Origin of the sequence: Arthrobacter sp. FW306-06-A, assembly GCF_021870055.1 — a bacterium.
Classification (GTDB): domain Bacteria; phylum Actinomycetota; class Actinomycetes; order Actinomycetales; family Micrococcaceae; genus Arthrobacter.
Genome location: NZ_CP084552.1, coordinates 4,384,072 through 4,397,732 on the forward strand (window position 1 = coordinate 4,384,072; position 13,661 = coordinate 4,397,732).

At 64.9% G+C, this 13,661-nt stretch carries 13 protein-coding genes; 8 read left to right on the plus strand and 5 right to left on the minus strand.

All coding sequences use genetic code 11. From position 1 onward, the window contains the following. Positions 1-80: 80 nt before the first annotated feature. Together LFT49_RS20470 and LFT49_RS20475 are read left to right on the plus strand one after the other, a co-directional pair. On the plus strand, positions 81-506 hold the full coding sequence (locus tag LFT49_RS20470) for a phage holin family protein (protein WP_236800265.1): 426 nt from the start codon (positions 81-83) through the stop codon (positions 504-506). A gap of 229 nt (positions 507-735) precedes the next feature. Beyond that, complete coding sequence (locus tag LFT49_RS20475; protein ID WP_237429246.1) at positions 736-1,668, plus strand: hypothetical protein; 933 nt, start codon at positions 736-738, stop codon at positions 1,666-1,668. A gap of 45 nt (positions 1,669-1,713) precedes the next feature. Here LFT49_RS20475 and LFT49_RS20480 read toward each other — a convergent pair whose 3' ends face one another. Then, positions 1,714-3,015 (minus strand): hypothetical protein, encoded by a 1,302-nt coding sequence (locus tag LFT49_RS20480; protein WP_237429247.1) that lies wholly within the window; start codon positions 3,013-3,015, stop codon positions 1,714-1,716. Between the two features lie 44 nt (positions 3,016-3,059). Further along, positions 3,060-3,362, minus strand: coding sequence for a hypothetical protein (locus LFT49_RS20485; RefSeq protein WP_237429248.1), 303 nt, complete (start codon positions 3,360-3,362; stop codon positions 3,060-3,062). Between the two features lie 167 nt (positions 3,363-3,529). Between LFT49_RS20485 and purB the strand changes: the two genes are divergently transcribed. Beyond that, on the plus strand, positions 3,530-4,972 hold the full coding sequence (gene purB, locus LFT49_RS20490; protein ID WP_236800269.1) for an adenylosuccinate lyase: 1,443 nt from the start codon (positions 3,530-3,532) through the stop codon (positions 4,970-4,972). Between the two features lie 135 nt (positions 4,973-5,107). Next, complete coding sequence (locus LFT49_RS20495) at positions 5,108-5,785, plus strand: histidine phosphatase family protein (RefSeq protein WP_236820821.1); 678 nt, start codon at positions 5,108-5,110, stop codon at positions 5,783-5,785. Here LFT49_RS20495 and LFT49_RS20500 read toward each other — a convergent pair. Both LFT49_RS20500 and LFT49_RS20505 read right to left on the minus strand, forming a co-directional pair. Next, positions 5,782-6,762, minus strand: coding sequence for a serine/threonine-protein kinase (locus LFT49_RS20500; RefSeq protein ID WP_237429249.1), 981 nt, complete (start codon positions 6,760-6,762; stop codon positions 5,782-5,784). The two genes, LFT49_RS20495 and LFT49_RS20500, sit on opposite strands and share 4 nt — an antisense overlap. A gap of 410 nt (positions 6,763-7,172) precedes the next feature. After that, positions 7,173-7,688 carry a MarR family winged helix-turn-helix transcriptional regulator gene (locus LFT49_RS20505; protein WP_237429250.1) on the minus strand — a complete coding sequence of 172 codons (516 nt, stop codon included), beginning with the start codon at positions 7,686-7,688 and terminating at the stop codon, positions 7,173-7,175. Positions 7,689-7,843: 155 nt separating this feature from the next. On the opposite strand from LFT49_RS20505, the gene LFT49_RS20510 reads away from it, so the two are divergent. The 4 genes from LFT49_RS20510 (at position 7,844) to LFT49_RS20525 (ending at position 12,559) form a co-directional block, all read left to right on the plus strand. After that, on the plus strand, positions 7,844-8,347 hold the full coding sequence (locus LFT49_RS20510) for a GNAT family N-acetyltransferase (protein ID WP_236800273.1): 504 nt from the start codon (positions 7,844-7,846) through the stop codon (positions 8,345-8,347). A 203-nt stretch (positions 8,348-8,550) separates the two neighbouring features. Next, positions 8,551-9,627 carry an extracellular solute-binding protein gene (locus LFT49_RS20515; protein ID WP_236800274.1) on the plus strand — a complete coding sequence of 359 codons (1,077 nt, stop codon included), beginning with the start codon at positions 8,551-8,553 and terminating at the stop codon, positions 9,625-9,627. A 47-nt stretch (positions 9,628-9,674) separates the two neighbouring features. Next, positions 9,675-10,739, plus strand: coding sequence for an ABC transporter ATP-binding protein (locus LFT49_RS20520; RefSeq protein WP_236800275.1), 1,065 nt, complete (start codon positions 9,675-9,677; stop codon positions 10,737-10,739). Continuing rightward, a complete protein-coding gene (locus tag LFT49_RS20525) occupies positions 10,736-12,559 on the plus strand; it encodes an ABC transporter permease (protein WP_237429251.1) in 1,824 nt (607 codons plus the stop codon). The genes LFT49_RS20520 and LFT49_RS20525 overlap by 4 nt, the downstream gene beginning before the upstream one ends. Here LFT49_RS20525 and LFT49_RS20530 read toward each other — a convergent pair whose 3' ends face one another. After that, the gene (locus LFT49_RS20530) at positions 12,560-13,615 is read right to left on the minus strand and encodes an FAD-dependent monooxygenase (protein ID WP_237429252.1); all 1,056 of its coding nucleotides are present in this window, start codon (positions 13,613-13,615) and stop codon (positions 12,560-12,562) included. Positions 13,616-13,661 lie beyond the last annotated feature (46 nt).

Here is a 13,661-nt window from a genome sequence, read left to right on the forward strand (position 1 = left end):
CTCAAGGGTTCCGGGGAACGAACGGCAGAAATTCAGGCCGCCGCCAGTCGCCCGGAGGGACGGTATGGAAGCATGGTGCCATGGGTTCCTTCATCCTTCGGATCGTGGTTAATGCTGCCGGCCTCTGGATCGCCAACTGGATCCTGCCGGGCATGGACATCACCAGCACCGGGGCGTCCGCTGCGGTGGCCAGAACCGGCATCTCCCAGGACCCCGGAATCATCGGGATTGTCCTCGCCTACCTCTTCATCGGCCTCATCTTCGGCCTGGTGAACGCTTTTGTCCGGCCGCTGGTCAGCCTTCTTGCACTGCCCATCACCATCCTGACGCTTGGCCTGTTCGCCATCGTCATCAATGCCGCCATGCTCTACCTGACGGCATGGATCAGCAGCTATACGTCCGTGCAACTCACCATCGATTCCTTCTTCTGGACCGCGGTGTTCGCCGTGATCATCATCTCCCTGGTCTCGCTGGTGGCAGGGCTGCTGCCCGGCGGACGGCGCTGACGTCCTGCAGGGTGACCTGCCGCCCTGGCGGCGCCCGCGGACCGGCCGGGATTCATCCACCCAAGTAGGAGTGCCCGCGGAACCAGGTACCTAACAGTGCCTTCCCCCGTGCCGGTTCCCAAAAGACCAGTACCAGCCACCCATGACCCCCGTGGCGCCGGCCTTTTAGGCTGCGAACCGGGCCGCAAGAAGGCCCGTTGGTGTCAGTTCCGGAACATGGGGGCCAAAGATGAAGCCCATAAGAATCCTGCTCGCTGCGTGCCTGCTTTTCGCCTGGCAGGCCGGTCCCGCTTACGCGGACGCCGAATCGGGGCCTGTACCCAGTCCCGCAGGGCTGGGCAACGACATCTCCTGGCCCCAATGCGGCACAGATCTTCCTTCACCCCCTGCGTTTGCGATCGTCGGCGTGAACGGTGGCCGGCCGGATACGGCCAACCCGTGCCTGTCGGACCAGCTGGCCTGGGCGGACCAAAGCGCGGCCTCGGCAGGAGGGACACCGGCGGCCGTGTATGTGAACACCGCCGCAACCGGTCCTGTGGACACTCTGTGGTGGCCCGCAGGCAACACCTATCGCGACGCTGTTGTCGGCAACCCCTACGGGACATGTGACGGCACCGGCTCGCCGGCCTGCGCCTACGTCCACGGCTACGCCATGGCCGCCAACGCGGCCGACATCCTGCAGCATGCCGGGCACAACGTGCCCCACCGGATGTGGTGGCTCGATGTCGAATTCGGGAACAGCTGGCTATGGGACAAGGCGGTCAATGCGGCCGAGCTGGAAGGCATGACGGCTTTCCTGCAGGGTGCCGGGGCAGAAGTCGGGATTTACTCCACGGGGTACCAGTTCGGCGAGATCGTGGGCGATGTCAGTCCCGACAGCAACCTCTACAAACTTCAGAACTGGCTGGCGGGCGCCTACTCCGCTGAGTCGGCAGAGGAATACTGCGAGGCCGCCCCGTTGACGCCCGGCGGGACTGTAACCACGACCCAGTTCACGGAGAACGACCTCGACTACAACTACCGGTGCCCTGGCGCAGTTCCGCCCCCGGTTTCACAGCCAGCTCCGCAGCCCGCGCCACCACCCGCTCCGGAGCCTGCCCCCAAGCCGGAGAAGACACGGCCAAACCTGTCCGCTGAGCTGCATGCCGCGCAGATCTCTTGACTGGCCCCGCTTCTACTGACTCCACCTCCGGGACCAGGCGGCGCCCTACCGGGCACCCGGTTGCGGCCGCCCGGAAAAGGGGTCCCTGCGGTCCTTGGGAACAGGGGGCGGCGGAGTCTTGGACAACACAAAGCGGGTGGCAGTCGCAGCACCTCCGGCGCCGAGGACACTGCCAAGCACCGCCGTGGACTGGACCAGTGAGGGGTCTTTGCTGGCGCCCACCTGCCGGGCCGCCTCCTGATAGCCCGTGAGGCTGTGTCCGGGACCCAGCCCGGCATCTTCTCCGCCCCGCACGTAAAGGTCATTGGTCATGGTTACCGTGACCTGGTTCCTGGCGTCGCGGTTCGGCAAGCCGTCGCTGCCGGGCACCCAGTCTGTTCGGTGCTCCAGGTGCATGGTGCTGACATCGGGGGAAGGCATGATGCGTGAAACGGGCGACCCGGCGGTCAGGACGTATTTGAGCCGGTACTCCTTCAAGAAGGCCTCGTCTGCCGCCAGGTTCATGGCATGAATGCCGCCTTGGCTGTACCCAACGGCAACAACATCCGCTCCCGGTTCCGCGCCCGCCGCCCGCAGCGACTGGATCACGGCGGCATTCACGCGTTCGGACCGGCCGCCCATGCCATCGGCGATGCCCCCCAGATCGAAGGTATTGGTGCCGCCATCGGATTCGTTGACCTGGGTTCCGGGAACCACCACAACGTAGGCCTTCCTGCCTCCGGCGTCCACCTCGATAACCTCGATGTAGCCGCTGCCGCGTGCCTCAATCAGCCGTACCCGTTCAAGCAGCCCGCCCGGGCTGGCGTCGAAATCGATGGGCAGACTTTCTTCCTGTGTGGCCGTTACCGGGCCTGTGCGCAGTGAGGGGATATTTTCTTCAACCGCGGGCTTGATCGCGGGGAGGAGGATGACGGCGTCTGCCACGAGCATTTCCGTGGCATCCCCGTTCAGGAATCCCGTCCGCCAGAAGTCCACGTGCTTCTGGAGCTCCACGTCGGGATCCGACAGACCCAGCCTCCACTTCAGGTGGGCAGCAGATTCGGCAATCTCATACTCCCGCCTGCAGCTGCGCACTTGGCCGCTGATCCGCTGCAGTTCCAGGCAGACTTCCTGGACGGCATCCTTCGCTTCCCACACGGCAATGAGGGCGGCAGTTCCCGTAGTGCGCGGGCGGTTCTGGTGCGCACCGAGTTCCTGCCATGCGGTGAAAAGCCCGGATTCGATGGCGGCAAGACGCTCGGCGAGCCGATCGAGCTTTCGGGCTCCCACCTCCAACTCCTCCAGCTGGACCGTAATGCCGCCCACCCCGCCGGAGACTGTAAGGTTGCCGTCCGGAAGTGGCGGCAAAACCCGGATAGGTCCTCCCGTTCCGGATGGCGTTGCGTCAGCCATCAGAACCGGCCGTCAGGCGAACATTCTGAGGTCAGTGCAGCGCGGGCATGTGCTGCCACCGCGGCAGAAGCCTCCCGGACCCGGTCCAGCGCCCTTCGCACCGCCACCGCCTGCAAGGCGACAGAATCCCGGTAGGCCTGTCCCGCTGGCGACTGCCAGTCCAACAGCTGGATGTCCTGGAATCCCGAGAGCACCCCTTCAGCACTTTCCGAGCACTGCGCCACCCTCCTGCCCACCTCTTGGACTTCCAGGCTGACACCCAGCCCGCTGCCCCAGATCCCGTCCATCAGTTCGTTCCCCATGCTGCTTCCCGTCCCGGTCTCCCTGGCCAGATGATCCCGCCCCAACCTTGCCGCTTCCAACGCTAGGGACGCTTGCCTGCCCGGGTAAGCGCCGCCGTCGGCTATGTGGACAAGTAACGTGAGGAACGCGCTTAAGGCGGCGCCGGACTTCGTGAAAGAATCAGCACATGCCTGAAACTGCCGCCACAGCTGATACCCGCACGCCCTCAGGACGCCTGGCCCTCGCCGCGTCACCGGAAAAAATCGCGCTCGGTCCCCTGGACGGCCGCTACCAGTCCGCCGTCGCACCCCTCGTTGACTACCTGTCCGAGGCCGCGCTGAACCGCGACCGCGTGGCCGTCGAAGTGGAATGGCTCATCCACCTGACCAGCAACAATGTGCTTCCCGGCGCGGGACCCCTGAGCGCGGAACAGCAACAGCAGCTCCGTGCCATCGTCACCGAATTTGATGCCGCGTCCGTGGCAGAGCTGGCCGAGATCGAGGCCGTCACCGTCCACGATGTGAAGGCCGTGGAGTACTACATCGGACGCCGCCTCCCCGCGATCGGCATCGAAAACCTGACCGCCATGGTCCACTTCGGCTGCACGTCCGAGGACATCAACAACCTCTCCTACGCCCTGGGAGTCAAGGGTGCTGTGGAGGACGTGTGGCTGCCGGCCGCACGCGCCCTGGTGGGCCAGATCAGCAAGATGGCCGAAGACAACCGTGCCGTGCCCATGCTGTCCCGCACGCACGGCCAGCCCGCCACGCCCACCACCTTGGGCAAGGAACTGGCCGTCATCGCACACCGCCTGACCCGGCAGCTGGACCGGATCGCCAAGACCGAATACCTGGGCAAGATCAACGGCGCCACCGGCACCTATGCAGCCCATGTGGCCTCGGTTCCCGGCGCCGACTGGCAGCAGGTCTCCAAGTCGTTCGTCGAGGGACTTGGCCTCACCTGGAACCCGCTGACCACGCAGATCGAGAGCCACGACTGGCAGGCAGAGCTGTACGCCGACGTTGCGCGCTTCAACCGCATCCTGCACAACGTCTGCACGGACATCTGGAGCTACATCTCCATTGGTTACTTCGCGCAGATCCCGGTGGCCGGCGCAACGGGTTCGTCCACCATGCCGCACAAGGTCAACCCCATCCGCTTCGAAAACGCCGAGGCCAACCTGGAGATCTCCTCCGGCCTGCTGGATGTCCTGGGCTCCACCCTGGTGACCTCCCGCTGGCAGCGCGACCTCACCGACTCCTCCAGCCAGCGCAACATCGGCGTGGCCTTCGGCCACTCCCTGCTGGCTATCTCCAACGTCGCCAAGGGCCTTGACCGGCTGGACGTGGCCGGGGATGTCCTCGCCGCGGACCTCGACACGAACTGGGAGGTCCTGGGCGAGGCAATCCAGATGGTCATGCGCGCCGAGGCGATTGCCGGCGTCGAAGGCATGGAGAACCCGTACGAGCGCCTCAAGGACCTGACCCGCGGCCACCGCGTGGATGCCGCCCGCATGCAGGAGTTTGTGCAGGGCCTGGGCCTCTCCCCCGAGGCTGAGGCACGCCTCCTGGCCCTCACTCCCGGCAAGTACACCGGCATCGCGGACCAGCTGGTGGACCACCTGAAATAAGCCCGCACGCAGGGCAGGAACGTACGACGGCGGCGCCGGGCTTCGACGAGGCCCGGCGCCTTCTTCCTTGCACCCGGCAGGGCAACACCGCTGCCGCCGCACGTCCGGAAGGGTTCAGGTGGGAAACTGGGAAACATGAAGTTGCTCCTGATCCGCCATGGCGAAACCCCCGGCAATGTGCTGGGCCAACTGGATACCGACCACCCCGGGCCCGGTCTGACCGAACTGGGCGAACGCCAGGCGGAAGCCATGGCGCGGGCCCTGGCCAACGAACGCATCGGGGCACTCTACGCCTCCACCCTGGTCAGGACGCAGATCACCGCCGCCCCGCTGGCCCGGCTGCACACCCTCGATGTGGAGGTCCTGGACGGGCTGCACGAAATTGAGGCCGGCTCACTGGAGAAGCTGACCGACCACGAAGCCCACAAACGCTATATGGGGACGGTGATCTCCTGGGCCGCCGGTGACCTGGACCGCCGCATGCCTGCAGGCCCGGACGGCCACGCCTTCTTCGAACGGTTCGACGCTGCCATCGCGCAGGTGGTGGAACGGGCGGAGCGGCAGCAGCACGGCACGGTCGCCGTGGTCAGCCACGGAGCTGCCATCCGCACCTGGGCAGGACGTCGGGCCGAGGGCGCAGACCACGAGTTCGCAGCACGGCATGTCCTGGCCAACACCGGGATCGTTGCCCTGGAGGGTGACTTGGCTGCCGGCTGGACCCTGATCCATTGGGACGGAAGTCCGGTGGGCGGTCTTGCCTTGGCAGACCCAACGGCCGGGGATCCCACCGGCCGGGACGTAGCGGCTCCCTAGGCCTGCTGCCGGTCGCGCCGGAGAGGGAACGGGCGCGTCGCCGGGCCCGTCCCCGCAACTGCCTCGCCGCGCCGGCCCCACTGACTCTTTGGGCTGTGCAGCGTGCGCTGGAAACCTTGGCTGGAAGGCGATGCCGACGGAATCAACCGGGACGCCATCGCCGCGGCGACTGCCGCCGTCGGGCGTTCCCTGGGATCCATCGCCGTCAGGGAACGCAGCAGGACAGCCCAGTCACCCAAGGAATCCGGGATCTCGGGCGAGCGCAAGGTGCGGGCCACGAGGGATTCGATGGCGGTACCGGGAAACGCCTTGGTGCCGGTGAGCAGTTCCAGCAGGACCAGCCCCATGGCATACACGTCCCAGGACGGCTCCGCTGCCCCGCCGGCTGCTTGCTCCGGGCTCATGTAATGCACGGTTCCGGAGGAAATCCCGGGCTCGGGAGCCGCCCCGGCCGCCGCTGCGATCCCAAAGTCAACGATCCGGACGGGACTTCTCCGCAGGCCGCTCAGCATCAGGTTTGCCGGTTTGATGTCACGGTGCACAAGGCCGCTGGTGTGAAGGTGGGCGAGCGCTTCGAAAAGGCCGCGCGCCCAACGTGCTACGTCACCTGATTGCGGGCTCTGCAGCCGTATGGTTTCGGCCATGTTTGTTCCCAGAGCCAGCTCCTCCACCAGGAAGGGACGCCCGGCGTAGGTACCACCCTGGGACATAACACCCTGGGCAAGAAGCCGCACAATGGACGGGTGGTTGAGCCCAGCCAGGACGGTGGCTTCGTTCTGGATGCGCTGGTGCTGCTTCCGGCCGTTGGCAGCGGCGATCTTGACTGCAACATCGGGACCGCCTTCCGGGTCTACGGCCCGGAAAACTTCGGCAGCGGACCCGCGGCCCAGGCGTTCCCGAAGCTGCCAGCGCCCGGCAACGACACCCTCGGCACGAACAGGGAGCGGCGCAGCAAGTTCTGTGTCCAGGAGCCTCATACGGGGGAAACCACTGACGCGTGTCCCCGGCGGGGACCGGCGGACCAGGCATCGAGCTGAAACCCACAGCCGCAGCGCCAAACGGGCGGAAGCTCAGTACCGACGGCGTCGGCGGGTGCGAAGGTATAGCTCGCTGCTTCCAAGCCAACTGCCGGCGTCACGAGCTGCATGGGAGTGCCGCAGTGGACCACGCGTCCGCCCTGCGGCGCAGTGGTGCCGTCCAGGGTAGATCGGGTCAGGTCCGTGTGGCTGTCCGGGAGGCCGGCGTGGTTGTCAGGGATTAGAGGGCCCAGGCGAGGCTCAGGCGGTGAAACTTCGGTGTAGGTAACCAAGACACTCACGACTCCGTTGGAAGCAACTTCAGGAACATTCGTAAGCATACATATCACTAGCTGAACTAGCTAGTCAGCCTAGTGAACTTTTAATTCCTCGTTTTCATGCACCTGAAGGGACTCGGTCATGCGCTGGAGGAAATCCACGACAACACGCGCTTCGTCCGCAGTGAGGCTCTCCGCCACGGACATCATCCGCTGATGCATGGCGCCGAGGGTTTCGCGCACCTCTTTGTCGGACTCGACCGTCGGCACGACCACCACCGAGCGGCGGTCGGAGGGATGCGGCTCGCGGCGGACATGCCCACTGGCCACCAGCCTGTCGATGAGCGAGGTGGTGGAGGCGCTAGTAATATTGAGGAACTGGCTGAGATCCTTCGGGACAACCTGCTTGCCCGACGCCTGGACCCTCAGCAGGTACCGCAGGGCAAGGATGTCCGTTTCCCCCATGCCCATGGAGTCCCTGGTGCTGCGGCGGATTTCCGTTTCGGCCGCCCGGTAGTCCCGGAGTGACGTCAACACCGCTGCACTGTAGTCCAGCTGGCCGTCGGGCCCATACCAGTAGCCGGATCCTTCGTTGCCCGTAGAAACCATGCCATCATTCTAGACCAGCTGATAACTAGCCTGCCAAGTAAAGTGCAGTGCCGCCTCCCACACCCGTTATCCAGGCCCTAACCGGCAGGAAACACCCGCGTAACCGCGCCCGCCTAGCCTTATCAGGCATACCCCTCCGGCGAATCGAGGCAGTTATGCAGACCAACCCCCGGCTGAACATCCGTCAGGTCCCCTGGTCCAACCCCGTAGGTGCGGACCTGCGCCGCGCCCAGCAGGCCGAACTGGACGCCCGCTTTGGCCGCCCTGACCACGAACCCGGCCTGCCGCCGTCGGGCGCCGACTGCGCAGTGTTCCTCGTGGCGTATGACAAAGGTTCAGGTCAACCCGTCGGCTGCGGCGGTTTGCGGCTCCTGGATGCATCTACGGCCGAAATCAAGCGCCTTTATGTACTGCCGTACACCCGCGGTTCCGGGGTTGCCAGCTCAATCCTGGCCGCACTTGAGGCGGAGGCTTACAGGCAAGGCATCACGCGGATCAAGGCGGAGGCTGGCTCCGCCCAGCCGGACGGCCGCAACTTCTACCGGAACTCCGGCTTCGAGGCGATCCCGAACTTCGGACCCTACGTCGGGGTGGAACACTCTTCCTGCTACGCCAAAACCATTAACGCCCACAGCGCCGCCCAGACCGCCATGGCCTAACTGCCGGTGTACCGCGCGGCTCCGTCACAGGACTAAGTTCGCCCTCAGTTCACCCTCACGGACCCCACTGTTTCCCTGACTGGTTCAAAGTGAGCAGCCGGGCTGTTTATCGAATCGATAGCTATAACAGCCCGGTTTTCGTCATGCCCGGCTATAGGCTGTGCGGACATGCTCCGATTCCAGTCCAGAAATGAGTCCTGATCGTGCGTAAAATGCAGACTTTGGTTGCCGCCGCCGTCGCCGCCACCCTTCTCGCCGGATGCGGTGGTGCTTCCACCCAGCCGGCATCAACCGGTGAAGCTTCCGGAACGCAGGCAGGTGCGTCCGGTGACACCCTGGTCATCTACACCAACTCCAACGGCGAAGGCCGGGGGGACTGGCTGGCCGCCAAGGCTGCCGAGGCCGGGTTCAAGATCGAGATCGTGGGGGCCGGGGGCGCCGATGCCACCAACAAGCTCATTGCCGAAAAGAACAATCCCATCGCGGACGTCGCCTTCGGCCTAAACAACATGTACTTCTCGCAGATCAAGAACGAAGGCGCGCTGGAGAGCTACCAGCCCACATGGGCCGGTGACGTGGACAAGGGCCTGGGTGACGGTGAGACGTACTGGCCCCTGGTGAAGCAGGCCATCCTCCTTGGCTACAACTCGGACAAGATCGCCAAGGACGCCGCACCAAAGGACTGGACGGACCTCTGGACCAAGGACGAATTCAAGAGCCGCTATGAACGGGTCACCGGCATGGGCACTGCCACCGCGCAGCTGGTCTTCGCCGGCATTCTCTCCCGGTACCGGGACGACTCCGGCGATCTGGGGATTTCCGACGACGGGTGGAAGCAGGTTGAGCAGTACTTCAAGAACGGCAGCCCCGCCGTCGCCAAGACCGACCTCTTTGCCCGCATCGCTTCGGGCGAGGTGGACATGGGCCAGATGCCGTCCTCGATCATCGCCGACCGTGAAAAGTCCTTCAAAGTGAACGTGGACACGGTCATCCCTTCCGTGGGTGTTCCGCTTGCCGTGGAGCAGATAGCTCTGGTGAAGGGGACCAAGAAAAAGGAACAGGCGCAGAAATTCATTGACTGGTTCGGGAGCGCTGAGGTCCAGGGCGAGTTCGCGCAGAAGTTCAACGCCATGCCGGTCAATAAGGGCGCCCAGGCAAAGGCCAACCCTGATGTTGTGAACTTCTTTGCAGGCCTCAAACAGCAGGACATCGACTGGGGCTTCGTCCAGAAAAACATGGGCGCCTGGGTGGAGAAGATCGAACTTGAGTACATGACGTAACACGATCTACCAGCCGCCGTCCCCGCGTTCCATCAGACAGGTTTGCCATGATCCGCTTGGAAAACATCGAAGTTACCTTTGGCGATTTCACCGCCATTCCGCACCTGGACCTGCATGTCCGCCCCGGCGAGTTCTTCACCCTCCTGGGGCCCTCCGGTTGCGGAAAGACGACGGCGCTGCGCACCCTGGCCGGCTTCATCCAGCCGGCCAGGGGTACCGTCCGGGTGGACGGGAAGGACGTGACCCGCCTCCCAAGCGACAAGCGGCAGGTAGGCATGGTGTTCCAGAACTATGCCCTGTTCCCCAGCATGAGCGTGTGGGAGAACATCGCCTTCGGGCTCCGGGTGCGGAAGGAAAAATCGGCGGACAGTGACCGCCTTGTCCGGGATATTGCACGGCGGGTGGAGCTCAGCGACGAGCAGCTCACGAAAAATGTATCCGAACTTTCCGGAGGCCAGCAGCAGCGGGTGGCCGTTGCGCGTGCCCTGGTGCTGCGACCAAAGATCCTGCTGCTGGACGAGCCTCTGTCCAACCTGGACGCCAAACTCCGCCACCAGTTGCGCCAGCAGCTCAAGGACCTGCAGAGCGAGTTCGGAATCACCACTGTCTACGTCACTCATGACCAGGACGAGGCGCTGGCCATGAGTGACCGCGTCGCCGTGTTCAATAAGGGCGTCGTGGAGCAGGTCGGCACCCCTCAGGAAATCTACGACCATGCCGCCACCGAGTTCGTCTGCAACTTCATCGGCGACAGCTCCACGCTGACGCCGGAATTTGTCGCAGAAGTGAACCGGCACTCGGGAGCCGCCCTTAGCACGGACGCCAGGTCGTACCTGCGCGTGGAAAAAGCCTCACTGGACCGGCCTGGGGACGGAGGGAGCGCCGTCGGACTTCCCGCCACCGTGGTCTCACGCACCTACCACGGCCTGCACAGTCGCTATGTGGTCCGCAGCCACGGCGCGGACATACGCCTCCTGGTCCGGGAAGACGGCGGCGCCCACCCCGACGCCGGTACCAGTACAACCATTTACCTCCGGCCGGAGCACATCCTCCAGTACCAACCAGACACTGGTGTTTCGCTGGAACAGGACCAGGCGGTTGCCCTGCCATGAGCGGCAGCACCACAGTCCGCGGCATGGTTCGTTCCCCCTTCGTCCTGGTGGTTGGAGTAGTCCTCACGTGGTTTATTGCCGCGTTCCTGGTATGGCCCAACGTCAACATCCTGATGGCCACGTTCTTTCCTGACGGCAGTTTTTCGGGCCGCGCGGCGGAAAAGCTATTTTCCTCCCAGCGGGCAATGAAGGCACTGGGCAACAGCTTTCTCCTGGCCGTAGCTCTGTCCATCACCGTCAACGCGGTGGGGGTCTTCATCGTCCTGGTCACGCACTACTTCCGGATCCGCGGCTCCAGGATCCTCTTCCTGGGGTATGCCTCCACCTTCATCTACGGCGGCATAGTGCTGGCGGCGGGCTACAAGTTCATCTACGGGGACAAGGGCATCGTCACCTCGCTGCTGGTCAGGCTGATCCCCGGGATGGACCCGAACTGGTTCTCCGGGTTCTTCGCCGTCCTGGTGGTCATGACCTTTGCAACCACCACCAACCACATGCTATTCGTGGCCAACGCGCTCAAGGGCATCGACTACCAGACCATCGAGGCGGCGCGGAATCTTGGCGCCTCGACGTGGACCATCCTGCGGCGCATCGTCCTGCCGATGCTCAAACCTACGCTGTTCGCCGTCACCATCCTGTCGTTCCTCACGGGCCTGGGCGCGTTGAGCGCTCCACAAGTGCTGGGCGGCCGTGACTTCCAGACCATCACGCCGATGATCCTGACATTCACCAACAGCCCCACCTCGCGCGACCTGGCGGCGCTGCTGGCCGTGATCCTGGGTCTGGCCACCATGCTGATGCTCGCCGTGATGTCCCGCCTCGAAAAGGGCGGCACCTACTTTTCCGTGTCGAAGGTGTCTTCCGAGCTCCAGAAGCAGGAGATCACCAATCGCACAGCCAACCTGGCCGTGCACGGCGTGGCCTACCTCCTCTTTGCCGTCTACACTCTCCCGGTCGTGCTGATCGTGCTGTACTCGTTTGCCGACGGCGCCGCCATCCAGACGGGACAACTCTCGCTGGCCAACCTGACACTGGACAACTACGGCCGCGTCCTTACCCAGCAGTCGGGCATCCGTCCGTTCATCGTCAGCGTGGTGTACAGCGCCCTGGCAGCGGTCATCGCCGTCGGTGGACTCCTTTTCGTGGCCCGGCTGCTGCAAAAATACAAAAACTGGCTGGCCTCAACCTTCGAATATCTGCTGCACATCCCGTGGATCCTGCCCTCCGCCCTTCTGGCCCTGGGCCTGATTGTCAGTTACGACCATCCCAGTCCGCTGGTGGGAGGTACGGTCCTGACCGGAACGACGGTGATTCTGCTCATCGCCTTCGTCACGGTGAAGATCCCGTTCACCCTCCGGATGCTCAAGGCATCCTTTGCCTCCGTGAACTCCTCGCTGGAAGAGGCCGCAGCCATCATGGGCGCCAAGACCCTGTACGTTTTCAGGCGGATCCTCCTGCCGCTGGTGCTCCCGGCAGCGGCAGCCATCACAGCCTTGAACTTCAACAGCCTGCTCGACGACTACGACACCGCCATCTTCCTGGCCCACCCGCTGGTGCAGCCATTGGGCCTGGTCATCAAGGCCAATACCGACGGCGCCGAGGGCACCGAGGGAATCGCCAACACCTTCGTTTACACGGTGCTCCTCATGGTCATCACGGGCGTGACCATGTACCTGGTGTACGGCAGGACCGGGCGGCGCAAGACCAAGAAACCCCTGCCAACGCTGCCTTCCGCATCGCAAGCCCCCGGCCCGGGAGCCCCGGGCACCCAAGCGCCGGGTGAAGATGACGCTACGCGTCCGGCCGCTGCCGTCCGCTGATCAACCGCCGGAGGTGCTGCCGACGGCGGCCCGTGCGTTCCGCCGTCGGGCGAGGTTGAGCACCCGGTCCCGCAGCGGCTGGGCACGGTCGGCGAGCGCAATCCGTCCCAGCGCTGACGAGGCCACGCTCACGGCACGGGTGCGCAGCCTCCGCTGCCGGTTGTAGGCCCGCAGCGCCTGGTTCTCGGGCAGGGTATTGAGGAGGTCTGCAAGCGTGACCGCGTCCACCAGCGATTCGCAGGCCCCGCGGCCCAGCGTGGGCATCATGGCGTGCGCGGCGTCTCCAATGAGCACCCTCCTGCCGCTGACGTAGGAGCCAAGGCGCGGAACCGTCCACAGGCGCTGGACCAGGCATTCCTCCGGCGTGGCTGCGGCAAGCGTGCGCCGGACGGCAGGGGCGTGGTTGGTGAAGCGAGCCCTTGCCTGCTCGAGGACTAACGCGGGATCTATCCCGTAGGGGCCGAGTTCGGACCGGTAACTCGCATACCAAAAGGAGCCTCCCCGGGCGGCGGCCATCCCGAACAGGTCGCCGCGGCCCCAGTATTCGCCTACCTCATCCGGTTCGACTGGAGTGGGAAGGGTGCCGCGGAGGGCAAGGTACGGCGTGAGGCGAGCTTGGGTGGCCCCGCCCCAAGCCGCACGTCGGACCATGCTGTGGACACCGTCGGCGCCTACCACCAGGCTGCCGTCCGCGGGGACTGCCTGCACCGTGTCCGTGACCCTGCGGACGGTTGCGGGCACGGCTTCATCCAGCAGCCGGATCAGGTCAATCCGGGAAATGCCGAACATCCCGCCCGCATCGACGGTCACCCACGGCTCCCCCTGGGCGTTGCGGACCGAGCCGCTGCCGAGCACAGGGCTGACCGCCCGTGCCTCATCCAGGATTCCGAGCCGCGCCAGCGCCCGCTGGGCGTGTGGCCACATGCCCAGCGCGTTGCCCACGGTGGGCAGTTCCGGGCGTTTCTCATGGACGGTCACCTGGAAACGGCTGGTATCCAACGCCGCGGCGAGGGCGAGCCCGGCGATTCCGCCACCAACGATCGTGATCGTTTCCATGCACCATATTTTACTACTTTTGTAGTGGATGGGAAGGGCGTCCCAC

What these genes read in the sequence shown, in the direction of transcription:
- LFT49_RS20505 (WP_237429250.1), bottom strand. Translation starts at nt 7,688, where the DNA reads ATGGTTTCTACGGGCAACGAAGGATCCGGCTACTGGTATGGGCCCGAC.
- LFT49_RS20510 (WP_236800273.1), top strand. Translation starts at nt 7,844, where the DNA reads ATGCAGACCAACCCCCGGCTGAACATCCGTCAGGTCCCCTGGTCCAAC.
- purB (WP_236800269.1), top strand. Translation starts at nt 3,530, where the DNA reads ATGCCTGAAACTGCCGCCACAGCTGATACCCGCACGCCCTCAGGACGC.
- LFT49_RS20520 (WP_236800275.1), top strand. Translation starts at nt 9,675, where the DNA reads ATGATCCGCTTGGAAAACATCGAAGTTACCTTTGGCGATTTCACCGCC.
- LFT49_RS20500 (WP_237429249.1), bottom strand. Translation starts at nt 6,762, where the DNA reads ATGAGGCTCCTGGACACAGAACTTGCTGCGCCGCTCCCTGTTCGTGCC.
- LFT49_RS20530 (WP_237429252.1), bottom strand. Translation starts at nt 13,615, where the DNA reads ATGGAAACGATCACGATCGTTGGTGGCGGAATCGCCGGGCTCGCCCTC.
- LFT49_RS20485 (WP_237429248.1), bottom strand. Translation starts at nt 3,362, where the DNA reads ATGGGGAACGAACTGATGGACGGGATCTGGGGCAGCGGGCTGGGTGTC.
- LFT49_RS20525 (WP_237429251.1), top strand. Translation starts at nt 10,736, where the DNA reads ATGAGCGGCAGCACCACAGTCCGCGGCATGGTTCGTTCCCCCTTCGTC.
- LFT49_RS20470 (WP_236800265.1), top strand. Translation starts at nt 81, where the DNA reads ATGGGTTCCTTCATCCTTCGGATCGTGGTTAATGCTGCCGGCCTCTGG.
- LFT49_RS20475 (WP_237429246.1), top strand. Translation starts at nt 736, where the DNA reads ATGAAGCCCATAAGAATCCTGCTCGCTGCGTGCCTGCTTTTCGCCTGG.
- LFT49_RS20495 (WP_236820821.1), top strand. Translation starts at nt 5,108, where the DNA reads ATGAAGTTGCTCCTGATCCGCCATGGCGAAACCCCCGGCAATGTGCTG.